A 14,754-nucleotide genomic window follows, 5' to 3' on the forward strand; every position below is an offset into this window, starting at 1 on the left:
TCAGGCGCTCCCGCCCTGCAGCAGCCGCTCGGCCTCGCCCTCGTCCAGGCCTTCGAGCGAGTCGAGGAGGTCGTCGAGCGAGTCGCCGCCGGTGAGCATGGCGGTCTCGACGTGCTCGGCGAGGGCTTCGACGGTCGGACCGGCCAGGAAGTCCTGGAGCGGGATCTCCACGCCGAACTCGGTGCCGATGCGCGACAGCAGACGCATGACGAGCAGCGAGTGCCCGCCGGACTCGAAGAAGTCGTGCCGGACGCCGGGCTCGTCCACCGGCAGCAGTTCGGCCCAGATCCGGACGAGCGCGGTCTCGGTGGGCGTGCGGGGCGCGACGTACGGCGTCGTGGAAGCCTGCCGCGGAAGGGTCGGGGCGGGCAGGGCGCGCCGGTCCACCTTGCCGCTGATGGTGCGCGGCATCCGCTCCAGCGGGACGAAGACCTGGGGGACGGCGACGGCGGGGAGTCTGCCGCCGAGGAGGGCGCCGACCTCCTCGGGCTCGACGGCCTGCGTGAGCTCCACGAAGGCGCACAGGTGCGCGATGTCGCCGTCGGCGTCCTTGACGGGGACGACGGCGGCCTCCCGTACCGCGGGGTGGGCGCGGATCAGGTGCTCGACCTCGCCGAGTTCGACCCGTACGCCGCCGATCTTGACCTGGTGGTCCTTGCGGCCGATGAACTCCAGGGAGCCGTCGGCGAGGATCCGGCCGAAGTCGCCGGTGCGGTAGACGATGTCGTCCGGGTCGTCGCCGAGCGGATTGGGCACGAACGCCTCCAGGGTGGCGTCCGGGCGAAGGTGGTAGCCGAGGGACATGAAGGGCGTGCGGATGAAGATCTCGCCGGCCGTGCCCTGCGGGCTGGGTCTGCCCCGGCCGTCGAGCACGGCGATCCGTGCTCCGGGCATGGCCTTGCCGACCGGGATGCGCTCACGCTCGGCGTCGGCCGGGGTGACCACGTGGAAGGTCTTGGTCATGGTCGTCTCGGACGGCCCGTACAGGTTGACGAGGCGGACGCGCTCGCCGTGCCGGGCGAACCAGCGGCGGGCATCGGCGGGGGCGAGGGGCTCTCCCGCGGTCAGGACGGCGCGCAGCGAGGCGAGGCCGGGGCTGCCCGCGGACTCGGCGGCCGCGGCCAGCCCGCGGAAGACCGAGGGGACGCAGTGGACGAGGTCCAGTCGCTGCGCGTCGATCCAGCGGCCGAGTCCGGCGCCGTCCAGGAGCAGTCCGGGCGGCGGGACGACGGCGGTGCCGCCGGTGGTCAGCGGGACGAACAGGTCGCGCAGCACCGCGTCGAAGGCGACGGAGGCGAACTGGCTGACGCGCCAGCCCGGTTCGACGCCGAGCAGGGCGCTCTCCCAGCGGATGTAGTGGTCGATGCCGCGCATGCGGCCGGCGATGGCCTTGGGGGCGCCGGTGGAACCCGAGGTGAAGAACAGGTAGGCGGGGTCGTCCGGGCCGGGCGTGTGCGGGTCGGCGAGGGGCTCGGCGTCGGCGGGCGCGGCGAGGTCCACGGGGATGCGGCGGGCCTGCGGCAGGGCGGTGGCGAGCAGCTCGGTGATCCGCTCGGTCTCGTCGGCGCCGGTGACGGCGAACTCGGCGGCGGTACCGGAGAGGGTGTCGCGCAGCCGCAGGGCGGGGCCGTCCAGGTCGAAGGGGACGAAGACCGCTCCCGCCTTCAACGCGCCCAGCACGGCGACCGCGAACTCGCGCCGGTCCGTGGTCAGCACGGGCAGCAGGGCGCCGGGGCGCGCGCCGGCCGCCCGCAGTTCGCGGGCCAGCCGGTCCGAGCGGGCCGCGAGGTCGGCGTAGGTCAGGTCGCCGAGCGGGGTCTGCACGGCCACCTGCTCCGGGAACCGTGCCGCGGCCTGCCCCACCAGGGCGTGGATCGGGTCGAACGCCATCGTGCTCTCCTCCATCGGTCGGGGCCGGCGGTGCCGCCCCGGTGGGTCATGAGTGGTCGGGCAGTCCGAACGCGTCCAGCAGCACGCCGAACGTGAGGACGACCAGCAGCAGGTCGTCCCCGAGGTGCGGATGGACCTCGAAGCCGGGCTCGGTGTAGGTCTTCTTCAGCAGTTCGGTCACGTCGGGGTTGAAGTAGCCCTGCCGCTTGACGCGGTCGTGGGCGAGCATGTCGCCGATCCACTCGTGGTTCTGCCGGAGCAGCTGCGGGCTGCCCTGCGCGCGGAAGCCGAACTTCTCGCGCCGGATGATCGGTTCGGGGACCAGTCCGCGGGCCGCCTGCTTGAGCACGTACTTCTCGGTGCCGGCGTGGACCTTGAGGCGGGCCGGGATGCGGGCGGCGAAGCGGACCACGTCGATGTCGAGGAACGGGTAGCGGGCCTCCACGGAGTTCGCGAGGGCCATCCGGTCGCCGTGGTCGGTCAACAGGTGGTCGGTCAGGCGCAGTTTGACGTCGAGGTAGCTGCGCTGGTGCAGGGGGTGGCGCCCGCGCAGCATCGCGCCGTCGGCCACCGGATGGCGCAGGGCGTCGAAGTCGGGGAAGGCGTCGACGAGATCGGGCGCGTACAGGTCGAGCTTGGACTCCCGCCAGGCGTGGTAGTCGCGTTCGTAGAAGACGCCGGGGTCGCCCCAGAGGGTCTGGCGCACCTCCTGCTCCAACTGGCCTTCCAGACCCGTGCCGTGGGCGTCGCGGTGGCCGGCGTGGTCGAAGCGGTAGCCGAGGTAGCCGCCGAACAGCTCGTCGGCGCCCTCTCCGGTGAGCACGACGCGGGTGCCTGTGCGGTGCACAGCCCGCGACAGGGCCAGCGAGCAGGTGTTGTAGGTCTCCTTGACCGGCGTCTCGGCGTGCCGGACCATGCGCCGCAGTTCGCTCTCGATGTCGGCGGGCTCGAAGCGCGTCTCGTGGTGCTGCGGCCCGAGCAGGTCCACCATCGTGCGCTGGTGGCGGGATTCGTCGATGCCGTCGTCGCCGAAGGAGATGGAGAAGGAGTGCGGGCGGGCGTCCGGGTCGCCGCGGTGGACCAGCGCGGCGATGAGCGAGGAGTCCAGTCCTCCGCTGAGGTAGTACCCGACCGGGACGTCGGCCTGCAGCCGCCGGTGCACCGAGGTGGCGAGCAGTTCCCGCAGCGTCTCGATCCAGTACGCGTCGCTTCGCTGCTCCTCCTCACCGTCCAGGGGGTAGTCGAGGTCCCAGTAGGTGGTGGTGCGCACCGTCCCGTTCTCGACGAGCAGGTACTCGCCGCCCTTGAGGCTGCTGACTCCGCGGAAGAGGGTGCGCGGGCTGACCGGGCCGGGGAAGGTGAGGACCTGGTCGAGGCCGGTGAGGTCCACCGCCCGCTCGACGGCGGGGTGTTCGAGAACGGCCTTGATCTCGGAGCCGAACACGAGGTGCTCCGCGGTCCGCGCGTAGTACAGGGGCAGGATGCCCATGTGGTCGCGGGCCAGCATCAGCCGGCGCCGGCGCCGGTCGTAGAGGGCGAAGGCGAACTGTCCGTTGAGCCGGTCCAGGAGGGCCGTGCCGTGCTCCTCGAAGAGGTGCACGATGACCTCGACGTCGGACTTCGTGGTGAACCGGTGTCCCTTGGCCTCGAGTTCGGAGCGCAGTTCCCGGTGGTTGAAGATCTCGCCGTTGCAGACGAGGACGAGTGTGCCGTCCTCGTTGCGGATGGGCTGGTCGCCGTCGTGGAGGCCGACGATGCTCAGGCGCCGGAAGCCGAGGCCCGCATGGGCGTCGAGATAGCGGCCTGCGGCGTCGGGGCCGCGGTGCAGCAGTGTGGCGGTCATGGCGTCGAGTGCGTGGGCGTCCACGGCGGGAGCCTCGCCGAGGGCGACCGCTCCGGTGATTCCGCACATGGCGGTTCGTTCCCCTTTCCTGCTCGCTCGGGTGACGGCGCGTCAGGCGCGGATGCCGCGGCCCGCGGCGGTGACGTCGGTCAGTGCGTCGCCGTAGGTGCTCCAGGTCAGGTGGGCGGGCATCGGCGGTAGGGCCGGCGACCGCGGCAGGCCGGGGGTGTAGCCCGTGATCCAGAGCGGGACCTGGCCTTCGCCGCTGACCCGCAGGGTGATCTCGACGCCGTCCTCGGGGACGCTGTAGAGGGCGAATCCCCACTTCCAGGGGCCCTCGGCGTAGGGGCGGTTGACGCCGCCGTCCACCGTCACACCGAGCAGGGAGGCGTCCTCGACCGTGTGCCGGGAGACGTCCGCCATCAGGGTGAGGTAGGAGGTGCCGGGGGCCGGGGTGACCTTGAGGCGGACGGTGCGCACCCCGCCGACCGCGGCCTCGGCGTGGGCGGTCACCTCGGGGGCGGCCGGGCGGGGGCCCGAGGGGGACTCGCGGTGGGCGGCGTAGGGCAGGACCGGCGGGTAGGTCGGGAACCGGTCGGCGACCGGGCCGTGCTCAGGACCGGTGGCCTTGCGCGTCCAGGCGGGCGGGGAGGCGTCGGAGCTCGCCCACGTGCCCTGGGCGCGGTCGGCGTCCCACAGGTAGGCGAGGCTGGTGTGGGCCGGGCGCTCGGGTGCGAAGCCGTCCACCGCCATCGCGGTCAGCGCGAGGGCCGTGCCGGCGGTCGCTGCGATCAGCGCGGTCAGGCGGGGGGCCCGGCGGGGCAGGGCCGCGGTCAGCGGTGTCAGCGGGACCGTCACGAAGGCGCAGAGGATCAGCGGGACGGGCGCGGCGCTGACGCCGAGGGTCGGGAAGATCAGCACGATGACGGGCAGGAACAGCACCAGCGCGGGCAGGGCGGCGAGGGAGGCGGCGACCGGCTGCCAGTCTCCGTCCGGGCCACCCCAGCGCAGCGCGGCGGCCAGGGCGGCGCAGCCGATCAGCAGCGGCCAGGTGAACAGGTACGCGGCGCCCGGCGCGAGCACGGCGGTGAGCAGGGCCAGCACGGCGAACCAGCCCCAGGCGCCCAGGATGAGCGCGAGGACCGGGATCCGCCGGCGCAGCAGCTGGTACCAGGCGAGGACCGCGGCGAAGCCGAAGGTGAGGAAGGCGGCCCTGTACCACTCGGGCCGGTAGGTGTCGCCCATCAGCAGGTTCTCGTACTGCGGACGGATCAGCACCGCGAGCGACCAGAGGCAGAAGGCGGTGAACCAGGAGCCGGCCAGCGTGCCGAAGAAGCCCAGGGCGCCCTTGACGCTGCCGCCGCGCAGCGCGCCGGTCCGCCGGGCGTACCAGACGGTGGCGGCGTAGGCGAGGACGGCGAGGGCGGCCAGGGGGAGGACCAGGGACTGCGGGTAGTGGACGAGGAAGCCGAGGAACGTGAAGTAGGTGTCGTCGCCGCCGTCCAGGGAGCCGAGGGGCGCCTCGGACAGCGCCCGCGCGGCGGCCAGCACCGAGTCGCCCTGGTGCTGGACGCTGGAGCGGTCGACGGCGGCGACCGTGTCCCCGCTGGTGTGGTAGCGCGCGGAGCCGTCCAGGAAGGCGAAGTTCAGTCCGGTGAACCCGGCTTCCTTGAACTCGCTGAAGTCGGTGTGGTTGGACATCAGCCGGTAGACCTCGTCGGCGAGTGAGGTCGCGACCGGCCGGGCGGCGTCGCCGAGGGCCGGCAGCACCCCGCTGTTGCGTCGACCGGACTCGAACATGATCGAGGGGCCGGAGACGCCGCGCGCCTCGAGGTTGAGCACCACCGTCTTCGCCGGGTCGGCGGCCTTCTTCGCGACGAAGTCGTGGGCGCCGAGCAGCCCGGCCTCCTCGCCGTCCGTGAAGAGGACGTCGACGGTGTTGCGGGTCGCCCCGTCCACCCTCAGGGCGCGCACGACCTCCAGGATCGCCGCGACGTTGACGCCGTTGTCCGCGGCGCCGGGACCGGCGGGGACGGAGTCGTAGTGCGCCACCAGCAGGACGGTGCCCGTGGAGGCGGTTCCGGGGAAGCGGGCTGAGACATTGGCGACCTCGCCGACCTTGGCGGTGCCCTCACCGTTCACGGCGACGGTGCCGGTCCGCACCGACACCGTGCCGCCGAGGGCGGCGAGCCGCTCCTGGAGGTGCCGGCGCACCTCGGCGGCGCCCGCGCTGCCCGTGGGGTGCGGGACACGGCCGACGGCCTCGGCGTCCTTCATGGCCCGTGCGGCGGAGAACTCCCGCGCGGGAGCCGTCGCGGAAGCCGGGTCGGGGGGCTGGAGGGTGTAGAGCGACCACCCGGTGAGCGCGATGACGAGCAGCATCACGACTGTCGCTGCTCTCCGGGGAGTTATGCGTGCCACGTTGTACCCAATCGGTGGTGCTCGAAGTGCGTGCGTGCATGAGGGACGTACGACCGCCAAGCCCGGCGGGGTGCTACTGGCTGTGTCCGGCCGCCCGGCCGGCCTTCCGGTTGCGCTGCGCCTCGCGGGCGACCAGGCGGAAGAAGGCGGGGTAGCTGCGGTGCGTGTGAAGCGCCATCTCCGAGGCCACCGGGTGGCGTTCGGGGAGCCGGTTGATCGGCACCGACATGGCGGCGTGGTGTTCGACGTGCAGGTTGTTGCCGTTGGTGTACCAGGTGCTGAAGCGGCTGCCCGTGATGGTGCGGGTGTTGCGCAGCACGTCGGTGCTGGAGTTGTCGCAGAGGATGTGCTCGGGCAGTTCCACGATGAAGTGCAGGGGGACGGCCACCGCCAGTGGCAGCGCCCACAGCAGCAGCACCTGTTCGTGGAAGCCCGCGCAGGCGGCGGCGACGGCAGCCAGGAGGCACAGGGCCATGACGCGGTACTCGCTCATGACCTCGCGGCGCCGGCGCTCGGGCACCTCTCCCATGTCGTACGCCCAGGCTCCGCGGACGCTGCGCGCCATCTCGCCGAACACCATGAGGATGCGGCCGAAGTTGAACATCTCGCGCAGCAGGGCGCCCCAGGTGACCGGCTGCCGGGTGTCGAAGCCGAAGAACTCCGTGTCCTGCGGGGTTCCGAGGTACTTGTGGTGCTGGAGGTGCCTGATCCGGTAGTGGCTGTAGCCGACGAACAGCGGTATCCCCAGGGGGATTCCGACGACGCGGTGCAGGCGGGAGTTGAGGAAGGCGGAGTGGTGCAGGCACTGGTGCTGCAACTCCACCGTGTGGGTGTACATGGCGCCCAGCAGGAACACACCCACGATTCGCGCCGGCCAGTACGGCGAGAGTGCCAGTAGGGCGCCCGCAGCGATCAGGACCAAGGCAATGACCAGTTTGACGACGAAATCTAATTGGTCTTTCGACGTCACCCGGGCGCGTTGCCACAGAATATTCGATGCAGCGTCATTCACCTGACTGGTCAATGTCCGCTACGCCTGTATCGATATGTTCCGCAGCAGGCATTCCGCCTGAGCGGCCGCCGTGGGGTTCTCGAAGAGCTCGTTGAGGAGAAGCCCTTCGAGTTCCTGGCCGTCCTCTTCGCCGATCCCCTGTCCGGCCAGCAGCCGGGATATCGACTGAAGAACGAGGAGAGAGTATCCGCCCAACGCGAAGAAGTCACTTTCGCGCGGGTCGATGGTGGATCGGTCGATCTCAAGGACGTCGGCCCAGATATCGACGACCATGTCGGTCACTTCTTCAAGACGCGCCTGATTCGACGCATCGTCGAAGCTCATCAAGCTCCCCCTACAGAACCTGCACCCGTGAATCCCCCGGTGCAGCCGAATGAATGCGCACGGAAGGCGACAGGACCCCCTGAAGCAGAGTGGCCGCGCCCCCGGTGCCGCTCGTGTGGCCGTTATCCAAACACACGGCCGATCTCCGGTTCAAGGCTTGTCGGCGGTCGATTCTCGGCTGGCCCCGCCGGCGCCGGCGGCGGCGAGCGGGGCGATAAGCACCGGGGATTCGGACGCACTGGCCGGTTATCGACTACGGAATGAATCGCTCCGGCGCGAGAACACGGTCGGCGACCTCGCCGGCCGTCGAGAACCGGACATCTCCGCATCCCTGAGCGAAGCGGATGAAACTCTCCAGCGCACGCAGGCGCGAGGGCCGTCCGGTGAGGAACGGATGGACCGTCAGGACGCACAGCGAACCGTGGTCCCGCATCGCGTCCAGCTCAGAAGTCCACAGGTCAACTACTTTGGAGGGGGCTTCGATCAGCTGCCCGATGTTCGGCTCGGGCAGGAAGGCGTACTGCTCCCAGTCATCCAGCAGCCAGTGCACGGGCAGCTCCGCCACCCGCTGCCGGCCGGCCCCGGCGAGCACCACGTACGGCCGGTCGTCGTCCATGAGGGAGGAGTCGTACGCGAGCCCGTATTCGGGCAGCAGATCCAGGGTGTACCGGGTCATCTCCCAGTTCGGGGCCCGATATCCCCGAGGCGTCACTCCGAATCTCGCAAAAGTTTTGAGACTGTTCTCCAACTCCGCGCGCTGTTCGTCCTCGGAGAGGTGCACGGGGTGCCGGTGGGTGAATCCGTGCAGGCCGATTTCCTGGCCGCGATCGCGAACGGACTCGACGACCGAAGGCCAGCGCTCCGCGCTCGCGCCGGGTATGAAGAACGTCGACGGAACGTCCAGTCGCTCCAGCAGGTCGAGAATCCTGGAAACGCCGACCCGCGGACCGTAGGCCTGGTGGGACATCGTCGTCAAGTGGTTGATGTAGTGCTCACCCCTGGCCAGCACCGGTGATTCCGCGTCGACGTCCACGGATATGACGACGACGGCCTTGTCCCCGCCGAGCCAGTCACCCGATTCGGCCCGTTCGGGCCAGGACACGGCCGGCACCGTGCCGCCTTTGCTTTCCGCGTCCGGCACACCGTCGCCCTGCGCCACTCGGCTCATGTAACGTACCTCCGAAGTTCGATCCACCATCGCAGCTGTCGTTTTCGATGCCGCGGTCCGGCGCACTATAGCGAGCACGGCGGGGCAAGGGGAGAAACGCAATGAGCGAGCAGAATCAGGACGCCGCGGCCTGTCGAGTCGTCGTGAATCACGAAGAGCAGTACTCGATCTGGCCTTTGGAAGCGGATATTCCGGTTGGTTGGCGGGCGGTCGGCAAGGAGGGCACGAAGGAGGAGTGCCTCGCGTACGTGGACGAGGTATGGACGGACATGCGTCCGCTGAGCCTGCGGCTGCACATGGAGAAGGCGGAATCCGCGTCGTGACGATCCGCATGACCGTGGGCGGGTCCCGTGTGGACACCGCCGGCCGGCTGCCCGTCGAGAACCCGGCCACCGGCACGGTGTTCGCCGAGGCACCCGACTGCACCGCAGCGCAGCTGGACGAAGCCGTCGCGGCCGCCACCGCCGCTCAGCCCGGCTGGGCGGCACTCACCGAGGACGAGCGCCGGTCGCACCTCCGGGAGTGCGGGAAGCTGCTGGCATCGGTCGCCGACGAGACGGCCCGCCTGCTCTCGGCCGAGCAGGGCAAGCCGTTGAGCGCCGCACTCGCCGAAGTCGAGCTCGCGGCGGGGTGGTTCGGCCACACCGCCGAACTGTCCCTGCCGGTGGAGCAGCTGGTCCGCGATGCGTCCTGTGACATCACCCTGACACGGGAGCCCTACGGGGTGGTCGCGGCCATCGCGCCGTCCAACTTCCCGATCATCCTTGCCATGTGCAAGGTCGCCCCGGCCCTGCTGGCCGGCAACACGGTCGTCCTGAAGCCCTCGCCGCAGACTCCGCTGTCCACTCTGCGGATCGGCGAGGTCCTCCAGGACTGCCTGCCTCCAGGGGTGCTCAACGTGGTGTCCGGGGCCGACGCCCTCGGGGAGTCGCTGACCACCCACCCCGGTGTCCGGCTGGTCTCCTTCACCGGTTCGGTCGAGACCGGGCGCACCATCGCGCGGCACGCGGCGGGCCGCTTCACCCCGGTGGTGCTCGAACTCGGCGGCAACGACCCGGCCATCGTCCTGCCGGGCGCCGATGTGGACGCGATCGCGCCCGCGCTGTTCGGCGCCGCTCTCGCCAACAGCGGACAGTTCTGCGCCGCCGTCAAGCGGGTCTACGCGCCGAAGGAGCTGGCCGGCCGCCTTGCCGAGCGGCTTGCGGACCTGGCCGGCCGAGCGGTCGTGGGCGACGGCTCCGACCCCGCCACGGAGTACGGACCGCTCATCAGCGGGGCCCAGCGCGACCGAGTCGCCGCGCTGGTCGCCGCCGCCGTCGAGGCGGGCGCCCGGGTGCTCACCGGCGGCTCCGTCCCCGAGGGGCCGGGCCACTTCTACCCGCCCACCGTGGTGACCGATCTGCCGCCCGGCACCGCGCTGGAGACGGAGGAGCAGTTCGGACCGGTCATCCCGATCATCGGTTACGACGACGTCGACGAGGCCGTGGCCCGCGCCAACGCCACCGAGTTCGGCCTCGGCGCCTCACTGTGGGGCGACGAGCGGCGGGGGCGGGAACTGGCCGGCCGGCTCGACTGCGGCACCGTCTGGATCAACACCCACGGCGACCTGCGGCACAACGTCCCGTTCGGCGGCGCGAAGAGCTCCGGGGTGGGCGTCGAGTACGGCTACCTGGGCCTGCTCGCCTACACCCGCCCGAAGGTGCTGAACGTGTCCGGCCCGCAGGGTTGAGGCGGGGGCCGTCCGGGGCGGGCTGCCGCCCGGGGCCTGTCTGATGCAGGGCGGGCTGTCCGGTGCCTGGCCATTGTCGGGTGCCGGGCCGCTGTCCGGTGCCTGGCCATTGTCGGGTGCCGGGCCGCTGTCCGGTGCCTGGCCGCTGTCCGGTGCCGGGCCGCTGTCCGGTGCCGGGCCGCTGGCTGGTGCCGGGCCGCCGTCGGGTGCCGTTCCGGGCCGGGCTACCGGCCGGCGCCGGCCGGTCCGTCCGGGGTGACCGTCCTGGTCAGCGTCTCGCGCAGTTCGTCGTACGTCGGGGCGAGTCGACGCAGGCCGGACACGACCGTCGCGTCGTCCCCGGTCACCAGGGGGTACTGCAGGCCGCCCAGGAGCCTGGCTTGGGCGTGCAGCAGACCGGCCGCCTCGCGGTGTCCGCCGCCGGCCAGGGCCGCGGCTGCGTCGGACAGCCGCCGGGCGCCGACCCGCACCGAGAACGTCTCCAGCATCTCCCTTGCGTCCGAAGGGAGTTCGCCCGTGGCGATCTGTTCGGCGAGACGCTCCAGCCCCTGCGCGTTGCCCAGGGAGCCGGGGGGAACCTCGCGGTCCTCGCGGATGCCGAGCCAGGCCAGGGCCCTGGGCAGCGAAGCGTGCAGGGCCTCGTCCGGGGTCACCTCGCGGTGGCGCGCGAACGCCGAGCGCAGCACGTAGGGCTGCTCGATGTAGGCGACCTTCTCGGCACGCCATGCCTCCAGGAACACCGCCGTCGGCAGCGTGGCGTACGGGTGGCCGTGCGGGTCGTGGAAGAGGACCGTGTCCTCGTCCACCGCCAGCACGGCCACGTAGTGGTCCGCGCCGGTGGCGGAACCGCTGCCGGGCTGGTGCAGCAGCAGACCCATGTCCAACGGGCCGGCCAGCGCGGAGCCTCCCTCCACCGCCGCCTGGAGTCGCGCCAGGGCCGCGTCGGCGTCGTCGCCTTCGCTGCGCTCGCACGTGTAGCCGAGCAGCTCGATCGCGGTGTCGAGGCCGATCTCCGGGTCCCAGCCGAGCGGATCGAACAACGGCACTTCACCGGCGATCAGCTGGAATCCGAAGGGGGAGCCGGTGAGCACTTCGAGGAGAGCCGGCGGCGGCGCGCCTTCCCCCAGCGCCATACAGAGCGAGTTGGAGAAGCAGTACGGACCGGAGCCGATGTAGGAAGTCAACACAACCTCAGGAACTCATGACGATGGACGATCTCCACTGCCGAGGCGGGACTTTCACCCTAACGCATGCCCCTAGCAGGGCAGTTGACGGCAGTGACGGGCGCGCGTCTCCTCAGCACCCCTCCCGGCGGGGACGGTCTCACCGCCCCCGCGAGGCCATGTTCAGGTCCGCGTACAGGATGTGGTGGTCCGAGTAGGGGGTGGGGACGATGTGACGCCTGAGCGGGGCGATGTCGCGCAGGAAGACGTAGTCGAACTTGCTCTGCCAGTCCGTGGTGGGCTCGCAGTCACCCGCCCTTGAGGGGCCGCACCCGGGGTCCGCGTCCGAGGCCAGCTTCCACAGCGGGGTGAGTTCGGCGGTGTCCGGTACGGCGTTGAAGTCGCCGAGGACGACGGCCCGGTCGTGCCGGGCGACCTCCTCGGCGAGCGTGGCGGCCTGCTCCGCGCGGACCGCCTCCTGACGCCGCTGGGCGAGGTGGGTGTTGAACACCCGGACCGGGCGGTCGCCCACCCGGGTGGTGACCGCCATGTAGCCGCGGTCCTCGGAACCCCCGTCGGCGTACTCCTCTTTGACAATGTCCGTCATCGGCGCCGCGGAGAGGATCGCCTGGCCGTAGCCGCCCGGATTCCACGGCGCTCCCCCACAACGGCGCCAGTTGTGGAGCACCGCCCCGTACTCCACGTGGTAGACCAGTCCGTGACGGCTTTTCAGATAGCCCCGGATCGTCTCGACGTCCCGTTCGCACGCCTCCTGGAGGCCGACGACCTGGGGGGCGTAGGCGGCGATCTCCGCCGCCTGGTCGACCTCGTTCTCGCCGCAGGGGTTGCACAGGTTCCACGTCATGACCCGGTTGGCCACGGCTTTCCTGGCGGCGACGGTGGGCGACGACGCGGCGAAGGGACCGCCGTCCGGGACACTGGGGCCGACGAGGACCGCGCAGACCCCGATCCCGGCCCCGGCGAACAGCCACACCCCTCTTCCCCGCGCCATCGCCTCTCCTCCGTCTCGACACCCAGGGAAGCGGCAGGCGCCTCCCTCCACGAGACTAGTCGATGCCCTGCACCGCTCGGCGAACCCGACGGCCACGGCGGCCGAGACCCGGCGTCACCTCGCGTACATGGTCGCTTACCGTATGCTGCCGCCGCGCGTCAGTGCCGAGGACACGGTCCACTAGGCCCGAGCCGGGTCCGGCCCCCTTGTCGGTGCCGGATGACACCATCCGGTCATGAGCGACGAGCCTTTCGACTGGCAAGAGTTTCTTGGGCGTTGGCGGGCGGAGTGGGTCCCGGACCTGGAGGAGGAACTCGAGGACGACGAAGACGAGGATCACGGCCCGGCCGGCGATCCCCTCGGCCGCCCCGGTGCGGACGAGGCGGCGATCACCGCGGCCGAGGAGCGGCTGGGACGGCGACTGCCGCCCTCGTACCGGGAGTTCCTGGCCGTGAGCGACGGGTGGCGCGTGAACCAGACGGCCGGCGTCTACCGGCTCGGCGGCGTCGCGGAGATCGACTGGTTCCAGGACCCGCACGGCATGACCCCGCTGTACGAGCAGGAACTCGGCGACGACCCGCGCGAGGAGGACGTGCTCCTGGCCGGGATGTGGCGGCGGGCGCTGCGACTGGAGACGGACTCCGACATGTCGAACGCCCTGCTCGACCCGGGCGACAGCGACGAGGACGGCGAATGGGCGCTCTACGTCTACAAGGGCTGGAGCGGTGAACTGCCGGAACGCTACCCGTCGTTCCGGGCGTACATGGAGAAGATGTACCGCGGGTTCCACTCCGACCGGGCGCAGAGCGCCGATTTCGTGAACGCGACCACCCGGGCCCAGGACGCGCGCGTCGAGGAGGCCCGTCTGCTGGCCCTGCGCGGACGGTACGAGGAGGCCCTTCTCCTGCTGGAGGAGGCGATGTCCTTCGGACGTCCGCACAGCCGCGTCCTGCTGAACCAGCTCCGGCACCTGTCGAATCCGCGCGTTCCACGGGACTACGGCACCCTGGTGGCCGACCCCCGCTATCTGACCGAGATCCTTCCCGTGCAGGCCTTGGAGGCGTCGGCGCACGGTGGACGGCTGAGCGAGGAGGACCACTGGCTCGGGATGATGGCCGCCCGCGGGGTCGACCGGAACACCGCCGGGACCGCGCTGCGCACGATGGTCGACGGCACCTACCGCTACGCGCCCGGCGGCGCCTGGGGCCGTGCCGTCACCGAGGCCCGCGAGTCGGCCCGCTGGGGTGCCACCGACACCGCGTGGCGGGCGCTGCGGGACGCGCTTCCGCTATGGCAAGCGCCCGGGCCCTCGCTGATCGCCCCGATCGGCCTGCTCGCCGATCCCGTCCTCGGCCCGCTGGTCACCCCGGAACGCGGCCGGGAGATCCTTGCGACTCCGCGGTCCGGGGAGACGGGACCCGCTCCCGGGCCGGTGCCCGACCTCGACCCTCCGGGCCTCGCCTGGCTGACCGAGCCCGCCGTGAACCGGCAGCCGTTCCAGGGCTACCGCTGCGTGTGGGTGGAGGGCGTCGCCCCCGACCGACTGCCCGCCCTGATCGGCGAGGAAGGCGCCGAACTGAGCGCGCCCACGGATCCGCGCATGGTGTCCTGGCACGCGCCCCGCCGCCACGAGCGGGAGGGCGTGCAGCCGTGGGAGGACCGGGCCGTGGTCGCGGTCGGCCGCACCGCCGAAGCGTGGTCCTTCGCCTTCGACGGCCACTCCGACCGCCATCTGAACCGGCGGTTCCTGTCCCCGGCCCGGGCCGCCTCCGGCTCCGGCCGTGCGGTGGTGGTGTGGCGCGACCCGAGAGCCTCTTCTCCCGGCGGCCCTCCGGCCTCGTTCCACTTGTCGGTGGCCGAACGGGGCGAGGAGCTCTACGCGTTCACCGTGCGCGGTACGGAGATCCAGCGTTCCGGCGCGATACCGGACGCCCTCGACCCGGCGAACTGGTGCAGCTCGGATGGCACCGAACTGGAATGGGAAGCACACCTGTTGGCGGCTCTGCACTCCGAACTGGGCCTGTCACTCCCCCGCTTCGCGCTGACCCGAGGAAGGCTGAGCACCTTCACCACCCGGTCCTGGACCCGGGCCCCGCAGGCGGGCGAGAGTTTCGCCTACGCCACCATCGGTTTCATACGGCACCGGCCCTGAGACCGGGCGCAGGGAGGGCTGACCACCCTCCCCCGGGCAG

11 protein-coding genes are annotated in these 14,754 nt (G+C 71.4%); 3 read left to right on the top strand and 8 right to left on the bottom strand.

Going from position 1 to position 14,754, the window contains the following annotated elements:
* The 6 genes from ACFYXA_RS28005 to ACFYXA_RS28030 form a co-directional block, all read right to left on the bottom strand.
* Window positions 1-1,890: an amino acid adenylation domain-containing protein gene (locus tag ACFYXA_RS28005; protein WP_389037822.1), complete on the bottom strand. Its 1,890-nt coding sequence runs from the start codon at window positions 1,888-1,890 to the stop codon at window positions 1-3.
* A gap of 46 nt (window positions 1,891-1,936) precedes the next feature.
* Window positions 1,937-3,802 carry an asparagine synthase (glutamine-hydrolyzing) gene (gene asnB, locus ACFYXA_RS28010; RefSeq protein ID WP_389037826.1) on the bottom strand — a complete coding sequence of 622 codons (1,866 nt, stop codon included), beginning with the start codon at window positions 3,800-3,802 and terminating at the stop codon, window positions 1,937-1,939.
* A gap of 42 nt (window positions 3,803-3,844) precedes the next feature.
* Window positions 3,845-6,115 carry a M20/M25/M40 family metallo-hydrolase gene (locus ACFYXA_RS28015; protein WP_389038278.1) on the bottom strand — a complete coding sequence of 757 codons (2,271 nt, stop codon included), beginning with the start codon at window positions 6,113-6,115 and terminating at the stop codon, window positions 3,845-3,847.
* 112 nt (window positions 6,116-6,227) lie between these two features.
* Complete coding sequence (locus ACFYXA_RS28020) at window positions 6,228-7,124, bottom strand: fatty acid desaturase family protein (RefSeq protein ID WP_389037829.1); 897 nt, start codon at window positions 7,122-7,124, stop codon at window positions 6,228-6,230.
* Window positions 7,125-7,184: 60 nt separating this feature from the next.
* Complete coding sequence (locus ACFYXA_RS28025; RefSeq protein ID WP_352245756.1) at window positions 7,185-7,490, bottom strand: phosphopantetheine-binding protein; 306 nt, start codon at window positions 7,488-7,490, stop codon at window positions 7,185-7,187.
* Between the two features lie 253 nt (window positions 7,491-7,743).
* Entirely contained in the window at window positions 7,744-8,658 is a 915-nt protein-coding gene (locus ACFYXA_RS28030; RefSeq protein WP_389037833.1) for a polysaccharide deacetylase, read from the bottom strand.
* A gap of 101 nt (window positions 8,659-8,759) precedes the next feature.
* Here ACFYXA_RS28030 and ACFYXA_RS28035 point away from each other — a divergent pair, with 101 nt between their 5' ends.
* Window positions 8,760-8,981, top strand: coding sequence for an MbtH family NRPS accessory protein (locus tag ACFYXA_RS28035; protein ID WP_352245758.1), 222 nt, complete (start codon window positions 8,760-8,762; stop codon window positions 8,979-8,981).
* Window positions 8,978-10,387, top strand: a complete 1,410-nt coding sequence (locus tag ACFYXA_RS28040; RefSeq protein WP_389037837.1) for an aldehyde dehydrogenase family protein — start codon at window positions 8,978-8,980, stop codon at window positions 10,385-10,387. The genes ACFYXA_RS28035 and ACFYXA_RS28040 overlap by 4 nt, the downstream gene beginning before the upstream one ends.
* 224 nt (window positions 10,388-10,611) lie before the next feature.
* Here the strand turns inward: ACFYXA_RS28040 and ACFYXA_RS28045 are convergent, their stop codons facing one another.
* Window positions 10,612-11,571 carry a hypothetical protein gene (locus ACFYXA_RS28045; RefSeq protein ID WP_389037840.1) on the bottom strand — a complete coding sequence of 320 codons (960 nt, stop codon included), beginning with the start codon at window positions 11,569-11,571 and terminating at the stop codon, window positions 10,612-10,614.
* A 139-nt stretch (window positions 11,572-11,710) separates the two neighbouring features.
* Window positions 11,711-12,562 carry an endonuclease/exonuclease/phosphatase family protein gene (locus ACFYXA_RS28050; protein ID WP_389037843.1) on the bottom strand — a complete coding sequence of 284 codons (852 nt, stop codon included), beginning with the start codon at window positions 12,560-12,562 and terminating at the stop codon, window positions 11,711-11,713.
* A gap of 235 nt (window positions 12,563-12,797) precedes the next feature.
* Between ACFYXA_RS28050 and ACFYXA_RS28055 the strand changes: the two genes are divergently transcribed.
* Window positions 12,798-14,714 (top strand): SMI1/KNR4 family protein, encoded by a 1,917-nt coding sequence (locus tag ACFYXA_RS28055; protein WP_389037846.1) that lies wholly within the window; start codon window positions 12,798-12,800, stop codon window positions 14,712-14,714.
* Window positions 14,715-14,754 lie beyond the last annotated feature (40 nt).

It is taken from the genome of Streptomyces sp. NPDC002566 (assembly GCF_042889585.1).
In the GTDB taxonomy this organism is placed as follows: Bacteria; Actinomycetota; Actinomycetes; order Streptomycetales; family Streptomycetaceae; genus Streptomyces.